At 30.9% G+C, this 13,946-nt stretch carries 17 protein-coding genes; 6 read left to right on the plus strand and 11 right to left on the minus strand.

Annotation, left to right across the window (positions count from 1 at the left end; translation table 11 throughout):
* The first annotated feature begins 5 nt into the window (after nucleotides 1–5).
* Together MMJJ_RS09470 and MMJJ_RS09475 are read left to right on the plus strand one after the other, a co-directional pair.
* Nucleotides 6–380: a glycosyltransferase family 9 protein gene (locus MMJJ_RS09470; protein WP_244901530.1), complete on the plus strand. Its 375-nt coding sequence runs from the start codon at nucleotides 6–8 to the stop codon at nucleotides 378–380.
* Between the two features lie 3 nt (nucleotides 381–383).
* Nucleotides 384–1,064, plus strand: a complete 681-nt coding sequence (locus MMJJ_RS09475; protein ID WP_244901531.1) for a glycosyltransferase family 9 protein — start codon at nucleotides 384–386, stop codon at nucleotides 1,062–1,064.
* On the opposite strand, the gene MMJJ_RS08750 is transcribed toward MMJJ_RS09475, so the two are convergent.
* Genes MMJJ_RS08750 through MMJJ_RS08790 form a run of 9 tightly spaced genes read right to left on the minus strand, consistent with a single transcriptional unit; the run spans nucleotide 1,053 to nucleotide 8,885 of the window.
* The gene (locus MMJJ_RS08750; protein WP_104838597.1) at nucleotides 1,053–2,282 is read right to left on the minus strand and encodes a glycosyltransferase; all 1,230 of its coding nucleotides are present in this window, start codon (nucleotides 2,280–2,282) and stop codon (nucleotides 1,053–1,055) included. The two genes, MMJJ_RS09475 and MMJJ_RS08750, sit on opposite strands and share 12 nt — an antisense overlap.
* Nucleotides 2,283–2,290: 8 nt before the next feature.
* Nucleotides 2,291–3,211 carry an ADP-glyceromanno-heptose 6-epimerase gene (rfaD, locus tag MMJJ_RS08755; RefSeq protein ID WP_104838488.1) on the minus strand — a complete coding sequence of 307 codons (921 nt, stop codon included), beginning with the start codon at nucleotides 3,209–3,211 and terminating at the stop codon, nucleotides 2,291–2,293.
* Between the two features lie 13 nt (nucleotides 3,212–3,224).
* The gene (locus MMJJ_RS08760; protein ID WP_104838489.1) at nucleotides 3,225–4,274 is read right to left on the minus strand and encodes a glycosyltransferase family 9 protein; all 1,050 of its coding nucleotides are present in this window, start codon (nucleotides 4,272–4,274) and stop codon (nucleotides 3,225–3,227) included.
* Between the two features lie 60 nt (nucleotides 4,275–4,334).
* Complete coding sequence (locus tag MMJJ_RS08765) at nucleotides 4,335–5,486, minus strand: glycosyltransferase family 9 protein (RefSeq protein ID WP_104838490.1); 1,152 nt, start codon at nucleotides 5,484–5,486, stop codon at nucleotides 4,335–4,337.
* Between the two features lie 4 nt (nucleotides 5,487–5,490).
* Complete coding sequence (locus tag MMJJ_RS08770; protein WP_104838491.1) at nucleotides 5,491–5,997, minus strand: D-glycero-alpha-D-manno-heptose-1,7-bisphosphate 7-phosphatase; 507 nt, start codon at nucleotides 5,995–5,997, stop codon at nucleotides 5,491–5,493.
* On the minus strand, nucleotides 5,990–6,910 hold the full coding sequence (locus MMJJ_RS08775) for a bifunctional heptose 7-phosphate kinase/heptose 1-phosphate adenyltransferase (protein ID WP_104838492.1): 921 nt from the start codon (nucleotides 6,908–6,910) through the stop codon (nucleotides 5,990–5,992). Before MMJJ_RS08775 ends, MMJJ_RS08770 begins: the two co-directional genes overlap by 8 nt.
* 1 nt (nucleotide 6,911) lies before the next feature.
* Entirely contained in the window at nucleotides 6,912–7,382 is a 471-nt protein-coding gene (rfaE2, locus tag MMJJ_RS08780) for a D-glycero-beta-D-manno-heptose 1-phosphate adenylyltransferase (RefSeq protein WP_104838493.1), read from the minus strand.
* Between the two features lie 5 nt (nucleotides 7,383–7,387).
* Nucleotides 7,388–7,942 carry a D-sedoheptulose 7-phosphate isomerase gene (gmhA, locus tag MMJJ_RS08785; protein WP_104838494.1) on the minus strand — a complete coding sequence of 185 codons (555 nt, stop codon included), beginning with the start codon at nucleotides 7,940–7,942 and terminating at the stop codon, nucleotides 7,388–7,390.
* Nucleotides 7,926–8,885, minus strand: a complete 960-nt coding sequence (locus tag MMJJ_RS08790; RefSeq protein WP_104838495.1) for a hypothetical protein — start codon at nucleotides 8,883–8,885, stop codon at nucleotides 7,926–7,928. The genes gmhA and MMJJ_RS08790 overlap by 17 nt, the downstream gene beginning before the upstream one ends.
* Nucleotides 8,886–8,980: 95 nt before the next feature.
* Here MMJJ_RS08790 and glmM point away from each other — a divergent pair, with 95 nt between their 5' ends.
* From glmM to MMJJ_RS08805, 3 genes are read left to right on the plus strand one after another with little or no spacing between them, the layout of a single operon-like run.
* A complete protein-coding gene (glmM, locus tag MMJJ_RS08795; RefSeq protein WP_104838496.1) occupies nucleotides 8,981–10,324 on the plus strand; it encodes a phosphoglucosamine mutase in 1,344 nt (447 codons plus the stop codon).
* 9 nt (nucleotides 10,325–10,333) lie between these two features.
* The gene (glmU, locus tag MMJJ_RS08800; RefSeq protein ID WP_104838497.1) at nucleotides 10,334–11,569 is read left to right on the plus strand and encodes a bifunctional sugar-1-phosphate nucleotidylyltransferase/acetyltransferase; all 1,236 of its coding nucleotides are present in this window, start codon (nucleotides 10,334–10,336) and stop codon (nucleotides 11,567–11,569) included.
* Nucleotide 11,570: 1 nt separating this feature from the next.
* Nucleotides 11,571–12,041 carry a deoxyuridine 5'-triphosphate nucleotidohydrolase gene (locus tag MMJJ_RS08805; RefSeq protein ID WP_104838498.1) on the plus strand — a complete coding sequence of 157 codons (471 nt, stop codon included), beginning with the start codon at nucleotides 11,571–11,573 and terminating at the stop codon, nucleotides 12,039–12,041.
* A gap of 67 nt (nucleotides 12,042–12,108) precedes the next feature.
* Here MMJJ_RS08805 and MMJJ_RS08810 read toward each other — a convergent pair whose 3' ends face one another.
* Both MMJJ_RS08810 and MMJJ_RS08815 read right to left on the minus strand, forming a co-directional pair.
* Nucleotides 12,109–12,351 carry a DUF4040 domain-containing protein gene (locus tag MMJJ_RS08810; RefSeq protein WP_104838499.1) on the minus strand — a complete coding sequence of 81 codons (243 nt, stop codon included), beginning with the start codon at nucleotides 12,349–12,351 and terminating at the stop codon, nucleotides 12,109–12,111.
* Between the two features lie 9 nt (nucleotides 12,352–12,360).
* Nucleotides 12,361–12,615, minus strand: a complete 255-nt coding sequence (locus tag MMJJ_RS08815) for a cation:proton antiporter (RefSeq protein WP_011868285.1) — start codon at nucleotides 12,613–12,615, stop codon at nucleotides 12,361–12,363.
* Between the two features lie 199 nt (nucleotides 12,616–12,814).
* Here MMJJ_RS08815 and MMJJ_RS08820 point away from each other — a divergent pair, with 199 nt between their 5' ends.
* Nucleotides 12,815–13,942 carry a pyridoxal phosphate-dependent aminotransferase gene (locus MMJJ_RS08820; protein WP_104838500.1) on the plus strand — a complete coding sequence of 376 codons (1,128 nt, stop codon included), beginning with the start codon at nucleotides 12,815–12,817 and terminating at the stop codon, nucleotides 13,940–13,942.
* The last annotated feature ends 4 nt before the right edge of the window (nucleotides 13,943–13,946 follow it).

Below are 13,946 nucleotides of genomic sequence, written 5' to 3' on the forward strand. Positions count from 1 at the left end.
ATATTATGAAAGTATTAATAATCGCTCTTTCGGGAATTGGAAATTTAATAATGGCATTTCCAATGATAAACGAATTTAAAAAAAAGTACCCTGATTCAGAAGTAAATTTTTTAGTATCTCCTCGCGGAACAAAAGAACTTCTGGATGGTCAAGATTTTGTAAATAATATCTTCACGCTTGATTCAGAATTAATATTAGATCTATTCTTAAAGAATAAATCCAAAAAGTTAATCTCTCAATTAAACGGGGATAATTACGATCATACAATCACAATATACCCCTCACAGGGGATATTTTCCGCCATTTTAATGAAATTAATTAATTCCAAAAATAGAATCCAGCACAAATATAATTTTAAAGTTTTTAAAGACATAGGATAGTTTTTGACATATTCTCCAAAAATAAAAGATAATCACAGCGTATTTGTAAATTTGGATTTACTGGACGATTTAAGTTTAACCTGCAATGCTGAAGATTTAACCTATAATTATAATTTAAAAAATGAAAGTGTTAAATTCGCCAATGAATTTTTTGTAGAAAACGAATTAAAAGATAAATTTGTTATCGGTATCCATCCTGGTGGAAAAAATGACCTGATTTGGAAGAGGTGGGACATCAAAAACTGGCAAAATCAGATTGAATTATTCGAAAAAAATTATTCGAATAAAATTAAATTCTTAATATTTCTAGGACCTGATGAAAAAGAATATGAAATTTATTTTAAAGATTTTAAGAGTGCAGTAATCGTAAAAGACGTTTCTTTACAAAATACAATCTCATTAATAAGCAAGTGTGGTTATTTTATTGGTAACGACAGCGGTTTGTCTCATTGTGCATCGTTATTTAAAATTCCACAAAGCGTAATTTTTGGAGGAACAAGTTACGTACACACCGCCCCCTTTTCAGATAAAGTCAATTTAATACTTCCAAAAAATTATGATGTATTTTATATTCCTTATTATGGATTTATAAAAAAGCCAGTGAATTTGCTGGTAAATTTAAAGGCTGAAACCGTATTTAAATCGGTATGCTCCCACATGAATTCTTTAAATTTACTCAAATAATTCCATAAATTTTTCATAATAGTCATAATCTTCTAATTTCTGTTCTGTTAAAACATCTTCCCTATATCCAGTTATTTCTTTTACAAAGTTTTCAACTGTCGGTTTGGTATATATGCCACATTTTAACCAATCTATGACTTCAGGGATTCCTCCCCTATCGCTTCCGATGACGTGGCATCCATTATACGCCCCTTCTAAAACAACCCTACCAAAAGGTTCATGCCAAAGGGATGGAACCAACAAAATATCGGCTGCTCGGTAATAATCTTTAAGTTCTGAAATTGATAAATATCCAAGATATATTAAATTGTCCTGTTTTTTTTTCAAAAATAGCTCTTTTAAAACCCCGTTTCCAATAACAATAAACAAATGCTCTTTTAATTTCTCAGAAAGATCACTTAACATATGGGCTCCTTTTTCTTCTGTAAGACTACCTGCATATAAAACAATTTTTTTATTTTCAGGTAAATTTAATAACGATCTTGCTTCTTTTTTGGACAATTTGGATACAATGTCGTCAGATATTGGGTTATATATAACTTTTATTTTATTTTTATCGACATTTAGCACATCAATATATTTTTCTTTAACAAAGTTACTTATCGCGATCAAAAAATCGAAAGAAGACAGAACGGATGTTTTATTAATTCTTTTTTTCATTTCATGCTCTAGAATTTTGTTTACTGTACCTTCAGTACCCATACATGCATTTAAATTATTTAGTGAGCACCCCTCACAGAGGCCCCCTGATTTATTTAAGCCCCTATTATAACAAAATAGGCCAAAATCTCTCAAATGAGCAATTTTTTTGGCAGATGTATTTATTGGACCAACTGCCAAAATGGATTCTAAATTATTGGCATGAATCACGTCAAATTTCTCATTTTTTAAAATTTTTTTTACCCATTTTCTTAGTTCATATGTTGAATATCTAACGTAATGATTTAAAAATGTGTAAAATATGGGTTTTGTTTTTTTGTAGACTTCATGGGAAGTTTTTTCTCTTTTTTTGAATAAAAAATGTCTAAACGACCCAAATCTTATGATTTTTAGGTTATTTTTTTTGTCAATTTTTGTTTTGGGCGAACTATAATTTGGGGTTAACACTACAACTTCATGGCCTTTTTTTACGAGATTATCAACTAATATTTTTAGACTTATCTCTGCTCCACCCATGACATATGGCGGAAAATATTCTGCAACAAACAGGAATTTCATAAAATCACTTAATGTATATATTTGTTTTCTTTTAACCATGTAGTATAATCTCGAACTGCATCTTCAAAATTCCATCTGGGTGTGTATCCTAAATAATTTTCCGTACGGGTTAGATCTGCCTGAGTAAAATCTTGGTAAAACTCTGCATAGGTGTTTTCTATATATTCGGGTTCGTAATTAAACCCTAAAATTTCATTTAAAGTATTAACAATATGATTAAATGAAACTGCAGTGCCATTCCCTGCATTCACAATACAACTTTCTTTCGCATGTTGTGCTAATAAATTTGCCCGAACAATGTTTTTAACATAAACTTGGTCTCTTTGCTGTTCTCCCCATTTGAATATTTTTGGATTTTTTCCTTCAATCATCTGTTTTGTTATTTGCCAAATCATTGAAGCCATTTTGCCCTTGTACTGTTCTCGAGGTCCAAAAACATTAAAATACCTTAATCCAACAATATGGTTTTCAGGATATTTTTCCATATATTTTTTAGCAATGCAGTCACAAGCCCATTTTGAAAAACCGTATACATTGTTTGGTTTTCCAGCATATTCTTCTTTTTGAGGAGATACTGCATCCCCATATGTGGCTGCAGAAGATGCGTAAACAAACTTCACGTTATTGGTTACAGCAAAGTTTAGAAGTTTCTTAAATCCATCTGTATTTATTCGCATCATTAATTCTTGATCATGTACTGTGGTATCAGTTATCGCAGCTTGGTGAAATATTATATCCACATCTTTAACAATATCTTCAGTAACATCAAGTATATTTCCAGAGATAACTTCCCCTTCAAACCCGATAAGATTTTTAAAGTGCCCTGATGAAAAATCATCTAAAACTAACACTTCATAGTTTTTGTTTTGTAATTCTAATGCTAGATTGGAACCTATAAATCCTGCACCGCCAGTTACCAGAGCTTTCATTTTATCACCAAATTTATAGTTTTGATTCATCAACTGATTTTTGTATTGTATCAAAAACATCTTCGACAGTTATGTTTTCCATGCATTTTTTTCCATAGGGGCATGGTTTTGGAAATTTTCCCCATAGATCATAACAAGGACTGCATCCAACCTGTTTCCAGAGGAATGTACTTTTTTTATGTAATGGGGCTTTTTCACAAGGGTGTGTGGGGCCGAAAATGCTTAAAACTTTTTTATTAACTGATGCCGCCAAATGCATGGGGCCGCTGTCGTTACATACAACAATATTACATTTTTTTAACAAAGCTGCACTCTGTTTCAATGTAGTTTTTCCGATTGCAGAAACACAGGTATTTTTTTTAAAAATCTGTTTTTCTAGTTCTTTATCTGTATTTCCACCAATTAATAATACTTCAAATCCTTTTTCGTTTAGATTACTTATTAATTCAATATAATTTTCGTTACTCCACCGCCTTAAATCGTCATCACCAACGCCAATGTTTTTAGCGCCTCCTGGGCAGATACCCACAACTAATTTACTATTTAGTGAATTCTCATTCCAAAAATTATCTGCAAAGTCCATATCATTTTTATCCAGAAATAAATCCATATTACAATTTTTATGTTCTGAATTGATTCCTAATCCTTTTATTAGATCTAAATAATAAAAAATTTCGTGTTTTCTTCCAAAGTACGGAACTTGATATGTCAAAAATTTTCCTTCATTAAATCTATCAAAACCTATCCTTTTTTTAATTCCAAACAGCAATGAGGTGAAATTAAAAATCAAGTGTTTATCCAAAACAAAAACAACGTCGTAATTTTCTTTTCTAATTTTAAAAATTAGATTTATCCAGTCAAAAAAACGTTTTTTGAAAAATATATCTTCATCAAATGTGATTGTGTTATCCAAATAACAATTTCCTTTCAAAACTTCATGGGAATAATTTCCAATTAAATAGTGAAGTTTTGCATCAGGAAAATTATCTTTTAAATTCTTAATCAATGGGGTAGTCATTAATGTGTCGCCTATTGCCCCAATTTTGAATAATAATATTTTCACAGTTTCACGTCTTATAGTGTATTACTTCTATTTTAAAGTAAAGTTTAGGTTTTTCTAAGATTAACACTCGGGTAATTTTGGATCGTTAAAATCACCAGTTACCGAATTAAGAACATCGTTTACTTCGATTAGGTCCATGCATTTTCCATCTAATTTGCATTTTTCAAATTTTCCTTCGTGGACATTTATACACGGGGAACATTTTAGATTTTCTGCATTATATAATGCGATATTTTGTTTACCGAATGGGGCAAACCGTTCGGGTAAGTTGGGGCCGAATAATCCAACTGTTTTAGTACCCATTGCTGCAGCAAGGTGCATTGGCCCTGTATCATTTGAAATAAATACGTTAAATTTTGTTAATAAGTAAGAAAATTCTCTTAAATTTGTTTTGGAAGCAAAATTATATATTTTATTTTTAAATTTTTTATTAACTAGTTTTAAAACTTCTTTATTTATTATATTGTCACTACCGCTACCCGTTAGTACAACATAATATCCTTTTTCAATTAAATTTTCGATTAATTTGGCAAAATTTTCTTTTTTCCACGTTCTCCAGGGTGCAGTTTCCGCAGTACCGCAGTGGATTCCAATTAATGGTTTATCATGTAAGGAATACTCTTTTAATAATATATTAACCTTTTTTTGGTCTTGAATTGTATAGTTTAAAGGAATTAATTTTTTAGGCAAATCGCTGTCAATAAACGGCCCTGATAGATTACAAAAATTATAAACTGCATGAATTTTGTCGTCATATTTTATTTTAAAATCATAAAGTTTATCTCTACCAAGTCCTTTAAATCCGATCGTATTTTTGCCTAAAAACCACCCTAATATGGCAGATATGTTAAAATAAGGTTCTGTATCTATAACTACATCGTATTCTTTAAATTTTTTTAGAATTTCCCAAAAATTTTCCAATTCAAAAATTTCATCAATAAAATCAACATTTTCAAAAACGCTTTTACTCCTTTTCGTAGTTAAGATTGTTATTTTAGTAATTTCTTTTTCACAGGGATTTTTAGAATATTTAACGGCATTAATCAATGGTAGGGTTAAAATACTTTCACCCAGTGTCCATAACCTAATAATTAGTATATTATGTTTTTTGGAAATATGGGGCTGTTTTTTTGATTTTAGCAGGCATAATGAATAAATAATAACATTTCCAAAGTATTTGTCAATATTTCGCATGAATGGAATCAAATTCATAAGATTACCTATTTTTTTCTATAATTTCAACGCATTCAACTAGATTTTTGCCCATAAAATCTCCAAAGTGCTGTTTTAAATTATCACAAATCATTATAGTTTTGCAGCCTACGCTTTTTCCACATAAAATATCACTTTTACTATCTCCAATCATCCAGCTTTTGTTAAAATCGATGTCCAATTTTTCTTTGGCATCATATAACATTTTATTTTCAGGTTTTCTACAATTACAGGTTCCATTTAAGTGAGGGCAGTAAAATATATCGTCGATTTCAGGAAGTTCCTTTAACATATGTTCGTGGACTTTTAAGAGGTCTTTTTCAGACATTATACCTTTTCCAATACCCTGCTGGTTTGTGATAACAACCAGTAAATACCCTAACTCTTTTAGTTTTTGCAATGCGATTTTGACTCCTTCGAGTATTTCAAACTCCGAAATTGATTTAACATAATCATTTTCAAGTTTTTTATTAATCACTCCGTCACGGTCTAAAAAAACGGTTTTACTCATGGGTATCTCCAAAAAGTTCCTCTAAGGTTACCGTGGCAGTGCCTGATTTTGAAACCACTATTGAACTTGCCCGATTTGCAAGTTTTACTGCATCTATTAATTCATAACCTTTATCTATTGCGTAAGCGAGTGTGGCGATAAATGTGTCTCCGGCACCAGATACATCGTGAACATCTCTTACTTTTCCACAGATATGTTCGATTTTTCTATCTTTTGTGAATACACTAACTCCTTTTTCGCTTCTAGTAATCACGAAATTGGAGTTAAATCTTTCAACCAGTTCTAAACCTGCAGACTCAACGGAATCGTCGTTATTTATTATTTCCCTTCCAAGGATTTTTGAAGCTTCAAAAAGATTTGGTTTTATCAAATAAACATCATTATACATATTGATGTTTTCCGGTTTTGGGTCAACGAGTATTTTACCTTTAAATTCCTGTTTAAGTTCTGAAATAAGATTTTGAGTTAATAATCCTTTATTATAATCAGAAATTATTAAAACTGATGAATCATTTAAATTTTTGAAATTGGAGATTATTTCATTGATAATACTGTTCGAAAAAGCTTTTTTTTCTTCATAATCTGCCCTTAAAAGTTGTTGATTGTAACCCACTGCAACAAATCGATGTTTTAAAATGGTTGGGCGTCCATCTGATACGAATTTATAAGTTATACAATTTTCATCACAGATTTCTGCTATTTTTTTTCCAAATTCATCATTTAAATTAGCAGAACTAATCAAAAGAACAGGATGTTTTAAAAAAGCAATGTTGTTTGCGACGTTTCCTGCGCCTCCAATGGCATATTTTTTGTTCAAAACATTTAAAATTGGAACTGGAGCTTCAGGATTTATTCTTTCAACTTTTCCATAAGTATATTTATCAAGCATTACGTCTCCTAACACCGTTATCATGTTAAACACCTTTTAAAATGGAAGATACAATATTTGTGGTGGAAAAACCATCTACTAAATTTATAATTTTTATTTTTCCACCATATTCTAAAATTATTTTTGATTCAGGAAGACTTTCTATCGTATAGTCCCCTCCCTTTACATGAACATCTGGTTTAATTAGTGATATAAGATTGAGCGGGGTTTCTTCATCAAATGAAATTACAAAATCAACAGGTTTAATTGAATTCAATACTTCGATTCTGGATTCAAGTGGGATAACCGGTCTTGATGATCCTTTTATTTTTTTAATCGACAAATCTGAGTTTATACCAACGATTAAAATGTCTCCAAATTTTTTAGCTTCTGAAAGATATTTAACGTGGCCTTTATGGAGTATGTCAAAACATCCATTGGTAAATACTATTTTTAAGTTATTTTTTCTTAGATCTTTAATTAAATCCTGCAATAAATCTTTATTTGATATAATCACTATTATCACATCAATTTTTTTTCAACTTCTTCGCAAATAACATGATAAATAGTTAAATGACACTCCTGAACTCTTGGAGTATTATTCGAAGGAACTATTAATGGTATATCAACTAAATTATTTAGTTTTCCGCCGTCTTTTCCCAAAAGTCCAATCGTGTATAATCCTTTATTTTTAGCAAGGTTTACTGCATTTATCACATTTTCTGAATTTCCACTGGTCGAAATTCCAATTAATATATCGCCAACAGTGCCTAATGCTTCAACCTGACGTTCAAATATTTTTTCAAATCCGTAATCATTTCCAATGGCAGTTAATATGGAAGTATCAGTACTTAATGCAATTGCAGGATATCCTTTTCGTTTTAATTTGTATCTTCCAACAATTTCGGCAGCAAAATGTTGTGAATCTGCAGCACTTCCCCCATTGCCACAAATTAATATTTTATTTCCATTTTTTAATGCATTTACAATTATATTTATGGCATCAATTAATTTATGTTCATTTTTTGATATAAAGTCTAATTTTACTTTTGAACTTTCTTCAAAATATGTTTTCATTATCCACCCTGTTTAAAAATTTTAAATTATTCCATTTTCCAAAGTACGTATGTTTTCCATTTAATTTAATATGGTTTAATGTTAGGCCATATTTTAAATATAAAAGTTTTGGAACTCTTGCAACAACATTTATTTCGTATTCGTTATCATTTAAAATGAAAAACGGTTTTAAATAATCAATTTTTGGATTATTATATGAAATATTTACAAGTGCAGGGTAGTAAATTCCATTAATCTCACCAAAAAACCAACCTTTAATTTTATCCCACAATGACTGTTTTAAATAAATATACTGACAATCAAAGCTTTTTTCATTGAAATCTATTGAAAATTCTCTAATTCTCGTGTTATTTAATTTTTTATTAAATAAATCAATCGATTTTGAAAGATCCGTTTTATATTTTAAAATTAGATTTTTTGGAGGTAGTTCTTTTTTTAAAATGCAAGTTTTAACGATATCGTATTCTTTTAATTTATATGCTGAATTTAGGTTTGAAACATATTCTTTTAATCCCATATTATATTTTGAAAAATAATACGTATTTCCAAAAATTAAGTCTTTTACAAAAGGTTTATAAATATCTGGAACTTTATTTTCAGCATAATTTAAAATTAATTCTTTTAATCTTTCTTTTTCAAAATTATCAAGTTCAAAGTAGGTTTTTGAAGGGTTTAAATTGTTATTTTTTAAAAATATAATCGATTCTTTTTCAGAATTAAAAAGCGGAATTTCGTTGAAATAGTAAAGCATTTTAAATAATGGGTAATTTTTGCCATAAATTGCTAAATCATTTCCAATTTTTTCAATTTCCAATTTTTTTAAAGTACTTTCATCAATTTCAGGTTCATTATTTTTGTAAATACAGTCCAAAATATTTAAAAAATCTGAAATTTCTTCGTTATTATTTTCCTTTTTAATCTCCAGAAATAAATCAGATAACATGAAAAACCCCCGTACAAATCAAATCCTTTATATGTATGATTAATTAAAAGGATATAAAGTATTAGTTTAGGCGTTAATTTGTGCTTGGTGAAATCTTGAAACTTTTTGGGACTTCTGGGATTCGAATGAAAAATTTAGATCCTTTAATTGCATACAAGGTTGGTTTTGCAATTTCAAAGAATTTTAAAAAGGCAGTTATTGGAAGAGATACTAGAACTACTGGAAACTTAATTGAAAGTGCGATCACGGCAGGACTTCTTAATGGGGGCTGTGACGTAACTACGATTGGCATGGTTCCAACTCCAGTTTTAGGTTATTCTGCAAAAGACTATGATTTGGGAATTATGATTACTGCATCTCACAATCCACCTGAATACAACGGGATAAAGTTGTTTAATAAAAATGGAACTGCATTTGATCTTATGCAGGAAAAAAAACTTGAAGATATAATTAACAATGACGATTTTAATGAAGGTACCTGGGATAATATTGGCTGTATATTGGAAGACAAAACCGCAGTTAAAAAGTATTCTGAGTATATTTTACAAAGTTTGAATATAAATACGAATTTTAATGTTGTAGTTGATTGTGCAAACGCAGCAGGATGTGTGGTTTCTCCAACCATATTTACTGAAGCAGGTTGCAAAGTAATTTCTGTAAATTCGCACTGTGATGGAAGATTTGTTGGAAGAATGCCTGAGCCAAATGAAACAAACTTGAAAGAAACCGTAGATATTATAAAAGGCTTAAATTCAAACGGTAGGAATTATATTGGGATTGCACATGATGGTGATGCTGACAGGATGATTGCAATTGATGAACTTGGAAGAGTTACCGATTTTGATAAACTTTTAGCGGCATTTTGTAAATATCTGGTTCAAAAAACAGGTGCTGATAAAATTGTGACAACTGTTGATGCTTCAATGGCAATTGAGGAATATTTAAACGAATTTGGGGCCAAAGTAATAAGGACAAAGATTGGAGATGTTGCAGTAGCTGAAGAACTTGAAAAAACAGGTGCTATTTTTGGAGGGGAACCTTCTGGAACGTGGATACATCGCGATATTCATTTAACGCCTGATGGAATTCTTTCGGGACTTAGGGTTTTAGAAATGATGGAATTTTACGGCAAAAAATTGCATGAAATTATTGATGAAGTTCCGTCATACTATAATATGCGTGAAAAAATATCGTGCCAAGATAATTTAAAACAGGAAGTAATGGATTACATTTCAAAAGAAGGCGAAAAAATATTTGAAACGAAACCTGAAACTCTTGATGGGGTTAGATTTTCATTTGAAAAGGGCTGGATATTAATACGACCTTCAGGAACTGAAAGCTACGTTAGAGTTAGGGTTGAAGCAAAAGAAAAAGATTTTGCAGAAAAATTAATGAAAACAGGAATTTCAATGGTAAAAACAGGAATTTCTGGAAATTAGGGGGTTAATATGGATGCAATAATATTATGTGCTGGAAAAGGAACTAGGTTACATCCAATAACGGAATCACGCCCAAAACCAATGATTCCAATTGCTGGAAAGCCTATATTGGAACACATTATTGAAAAAATCGAAAACCACGTTGAAAAAATATATCTGATTGTAGGGTATCAAAAAGAAAAAATTATTGAATATTTCAAAGATAACCCAAAAATTGAATATATTTTACAGGAAAAACAGCTTGGAACCGGGCACGCGGTTTTAACTGCTAAAAATTTCATAAAAAACGATTTTTTAGTTTTAAATGGGGATGTAATTTTCGAAGATTCAATCGATGAAATTTTAACTTATGAAAATGCAGTTAGCTTGTCAAAAGTAGACAATCCTGAAAATTTTGGTGTAATCGAACTTGGGTATGATAACAAAGTAATAAATTTACTCGAAAAACCAAAAAAAGAAGAAATAACTTCAAATCTCATTAACGCAGGAATTTATAAACTTCAAAATAGCGTATTTGGAATTTTAGAAAATCTTGTTCCCTCAGAACGTGGGGAAATCGAGCTGACTGACGCTTTGAAGACGTTGGTTGAAAACGGAAAACTTCACGGTGTTGAGTTAAAAGGTTACTGGAACGATATCGGTCATCCCTGGGATGTTTTAAGTGCAAACAATCACTTTTTAAATAAAATAATCTCAAAAGTTTCTGGAAAAATCGAAGATAATGTATCGATTACAGGAAACGTTATGATTGAAGAAGGGGCAGTAATAAAATCAAATTCTGTAATTGAAGGGCCTGTAATTATAAAATCAGGTTCAATTGTTGGGCCTTTAGCATATATACGTCCAAATACTGTTTTGATGAATAATACGTTTGTTGGAAATTCTTCTGAAATTAAGGGAAGCATTATATTTGAAAACACGAAAATCCCGCATCTTTCTTACGTTGGGGACAGTATAATTGGTGCAAACTGTAATTTCGGCTGCAACACGATAACCGCGAATTTGAGATTTGACGATAAACCCGTAATTGTAAATATCAAAGGAAAACCCGTAAAAAGTGTCAGAAAACTTGGAGCAATAATTGGAGATTGCGTAAAAACCGGAATTCAGGTTTCGTTCATGCCTGGTGTTAAAATTGGCAGCAACTCATTAATTGGCGCAAATTGTCTAATTGATCGAGATATTGATCAGGATAGTTTTGTTTATAAAAAGGACGAACTTGTAATTACTAAAAAGAGGAATTAACATGATAATTGGACCGAATATCACGAAAGATTTTTTATCTGATTTAAAAGAAGGTCAGCTTCAGCAGTGCGGGGTTGATTTAAAACTCGATAAAATTTATAAAATCGAAGGAAAAGGGGCGATTGATTTTTCAAATGAAAAACGGGTTCTTCCAGAACATGTTTTAATTTTTGATTCAGAAAAGGATGAAAAAATTGACCTCGAATGCGGAATATATATTGTAAAAATTAAAGAAAAAATGAATATTCCTGAAAACATGGCCGGTTTTGCATATCCTAGAAGTACGCTTCTTAGAATGGGTGTAACGCTTTATACTGCAGTGCACGATCCTGGATACGAAGGTTATGCAAGCTATTTAATGCATGTAATGAATCCTGTAACGATGTATAAATACGCTAAAATTGCACAGATTGTTTTTTCCGAAGTTAAAGATGGAAATGGAACTTACAACGGAATATATCACAAAAAATAATAAAAATGGAAGTTTCTTTTTTTCAAACTTTTTAAAAAAATTTTAAAAGGATTAATTATTTTTTAAATTATTCATCAAGTCTTTGTGTTCTTCTAACTGTAAATGCGAAAAATGCAGGTAAAACCGCTCCACCTAAAATTGCTTCTGTTAATGCAACATCTGGTGCAAGTAATGAGCTGAAAAGGAATGCAAGTCCAAGTCCGCCAAGTCCTGTTAAAACAACACACTTAATTAAGTCTTTTTGAATCAAAGCACCGATGTATGACATTAAAACGAGTGCCATTATCAAAAAATCAATATAAATACTCATTTTCACACCTTACTGCTTTTTTAATTCATCGAAGTAGTCTGCATTAGCTATTGCATGTGCTGAGAATGGAACTAACACGAGATATGTTAAAGCAAGCAAATACTGTCTGAATACAAGCAATATCACGATACATGCGATATCAATAACCCCCGTTATATGGAGCCTTGCATAAACCATTTTTTCACGGTCTTTTTCAACCCAGAGCCTAAATGATGCTAACAATATCCCAATAGACGCAATTATTAGTACAATATCGTCAAACATGAATTCACCAATTATATCAAAGATTTTTTAAAGATTAGGCAGATTTATTAATACAATTACCACTTAATCTGTATTCAACAATAATTTAAACGAGTAAACAGGATAGATTACATATATAATATCGACAACAGAAATAATAACAATAATAATGATTAATCATTATAATTCTTGATTATATATAATTATCTAAGGTGATTTTGTGATTGCAGAAAGGTGTTTGAGAACTGAACAGTCTGAAATTCGTAAGATATTTAACATGGCAACAGAAAACTCGATAAATTTAGGGATTGGAGAGCCTGATTTTGATACTCCAAAGCATATCGTAGAAGCTGCTAAATTAGCTCTTGATGCTGGAAAAACGCACTACGTTCCAAATGCAGGAATCCCAGAATTAACTTCTGCAATTTCTGAAAAGTTGAAAAAAGATAATAACTTAGATGTTTCCCAAAAAAACATTGTTACAACATGCGGAGCTTCTGAAGCACTCATGCTTTCATTATTTACTCTTGTAAACCGCGGTGAAGAAGTTTTAATTCCTGATCCCGGTTTTGTGTCCTACAAAGGGCTGACTGAACTTTGTGAAGGGAAAATGGTTCCAATTGATCTGGACGATAAATTTAGGATTGATTTGGAATCTGTAAAAAACAGTATTTCTGAAAAAACAAAATGCATTGTTTTAAATTCGCCGTCAAACCCGACCGGAAGTGTGATGACGAAAGAAGAGATTAAAGGAATCTGTGAAATTGCAGAAGAAAAAAATATCTGCGTAATTTCTGATGAAATATACGAAAAGATAATTTATGGAAAAAAACACTATTCTGCAATGGAATTTACTGAAAACTGTATATTAATTAATGGTTTTTCAAAAGCTTACTCAATGACTGGCTGGAGAGTCGGATACTTGGCAGTAAATGAAAATTTTGATAAAAAATACCAGATACTCGAAAACATGATGAAAATCCACCAGTACGGTTTTGCATGTGCAACATCATTCGCACAGTTTGGTGCAGTTGAAGCACTTAATGGGGACCAAGTTTGCGTTTCAGAAATGGTGGCAGAATTTGAAAGAAGAAGAGATTTAATTTATTCAGGAATGAAAGAGATATTTAGCGTTCAAAAGCCAGAAGGGGCATTTTATATATTCCCTGACGTTAGCGAATATGGTAACGGAATGGATGTAGCAAAAAAACTCATTCAAAACGGAATTTTATGCGTTCCAGGTTCAGCCTTTGGTAAAAATGGCGAAAACAGCGTAAGATTCTCATACGCTACAAAATATGAAGACATAAAACGAGCATTAGAAATTATGAAAAACGTTCTTCTTTAATTGA

The sequence above is a fragment of the Methanococcus maripaludis genome, from assembly GCF_002945325.1.
GTDB classification, from domain to species: Archaea; AGJL01; Methanococci; order Methanococcales; family Methanococcaceae; genus Methanococcus; species Methanococcus maripaludis.

Excerpts from the sequence above, each read along its gene's own strand:
- MMJJ_RS08790 (WP_104838495.1), bottom strand. The coding sequence starts at position 8,885 with ATGTTATCTGATTTATTTCTGGAGATTAAAAAGGAAAATAATAACGAA.
- glmU (WP_104838497.1), top strand. The coding sequence starts at position 10,334 with ATGGATGCAATAATATTATGTGCTGGAAAAGGAACTAGGTTACATCCA.
- MMJJ_RS08765 (WP_104838490.1), bottom strand. The coding sequence starts at position 5,486 with ATGAATTTGATTCCATTCATGCGAAATATTGACAAATACTTTGGAAAT.
- rfaD (WP_104838488.1), bottom strand. The coding sequence starts at position 3,211 with ATGAAAGCTCTGGTAACTGGCGGTGCAGGATTTATAGGTTCCAATCTA.
- MMJJ_RS08775 (WP_104838492.1), bottom strand. The coding sequence starts at position 6,910 with ATGATAACGGTGTTAGGAGACGTAATGCTTGATAAATATACTTATGGA.
- MMJJ_RS08805 (WP_104838498.1), top strand. The coding sequence starts at position 11,571 with ATGATAATTGGACCGAATATCACGAAAGATTTTTTATCTGATTTAAAA.
- MMJJ_RS09470 (WP_244901530.1), top strand. The coding sequence starts at position 6 with ATGAAAGTATTAATAATCGCTCTTTCGGGAATTGGAAATTTAATAATG.
- MMJJ_RS08815 (WP_011868285.1), bottom strand. The coding sequence starts at position 12,615 with ATGTTTGACGATATTGTACTAATAATTGCGTCTATTGGGATATTGTTA.
- MMJJ_RS08770 (WP_104838491.1), bottom strand. The coding sequence starts at position 5,997 with ATGAGTAAAACCGTTTTTTTAGACCGTGACGGAGTGATTAATAAAAAA.
- MMJJ_RS08750 (WP_104838597.1), bottom strand. The coding sequence starts at position 2,282 with ATGAAATTCCTGTTTGTTGCAGAATATTTTCCGCCATATGTCATGGGT.
- MMJJ_RS08810 (WP_104838499.1), bottom strand. The coding sequence starts at position 12,351 with ATGAGTATTTATATTGATTTTTTGATAATGGCACTCGTTTTAATGTCA.
- gmhA (WP_104838494.1), bottom strand. The coding sequence starts at position 7,942 with ATGAAAACATATTTTGAAGAAAGTTCAAAAGTAAAATTAGACTTTATA.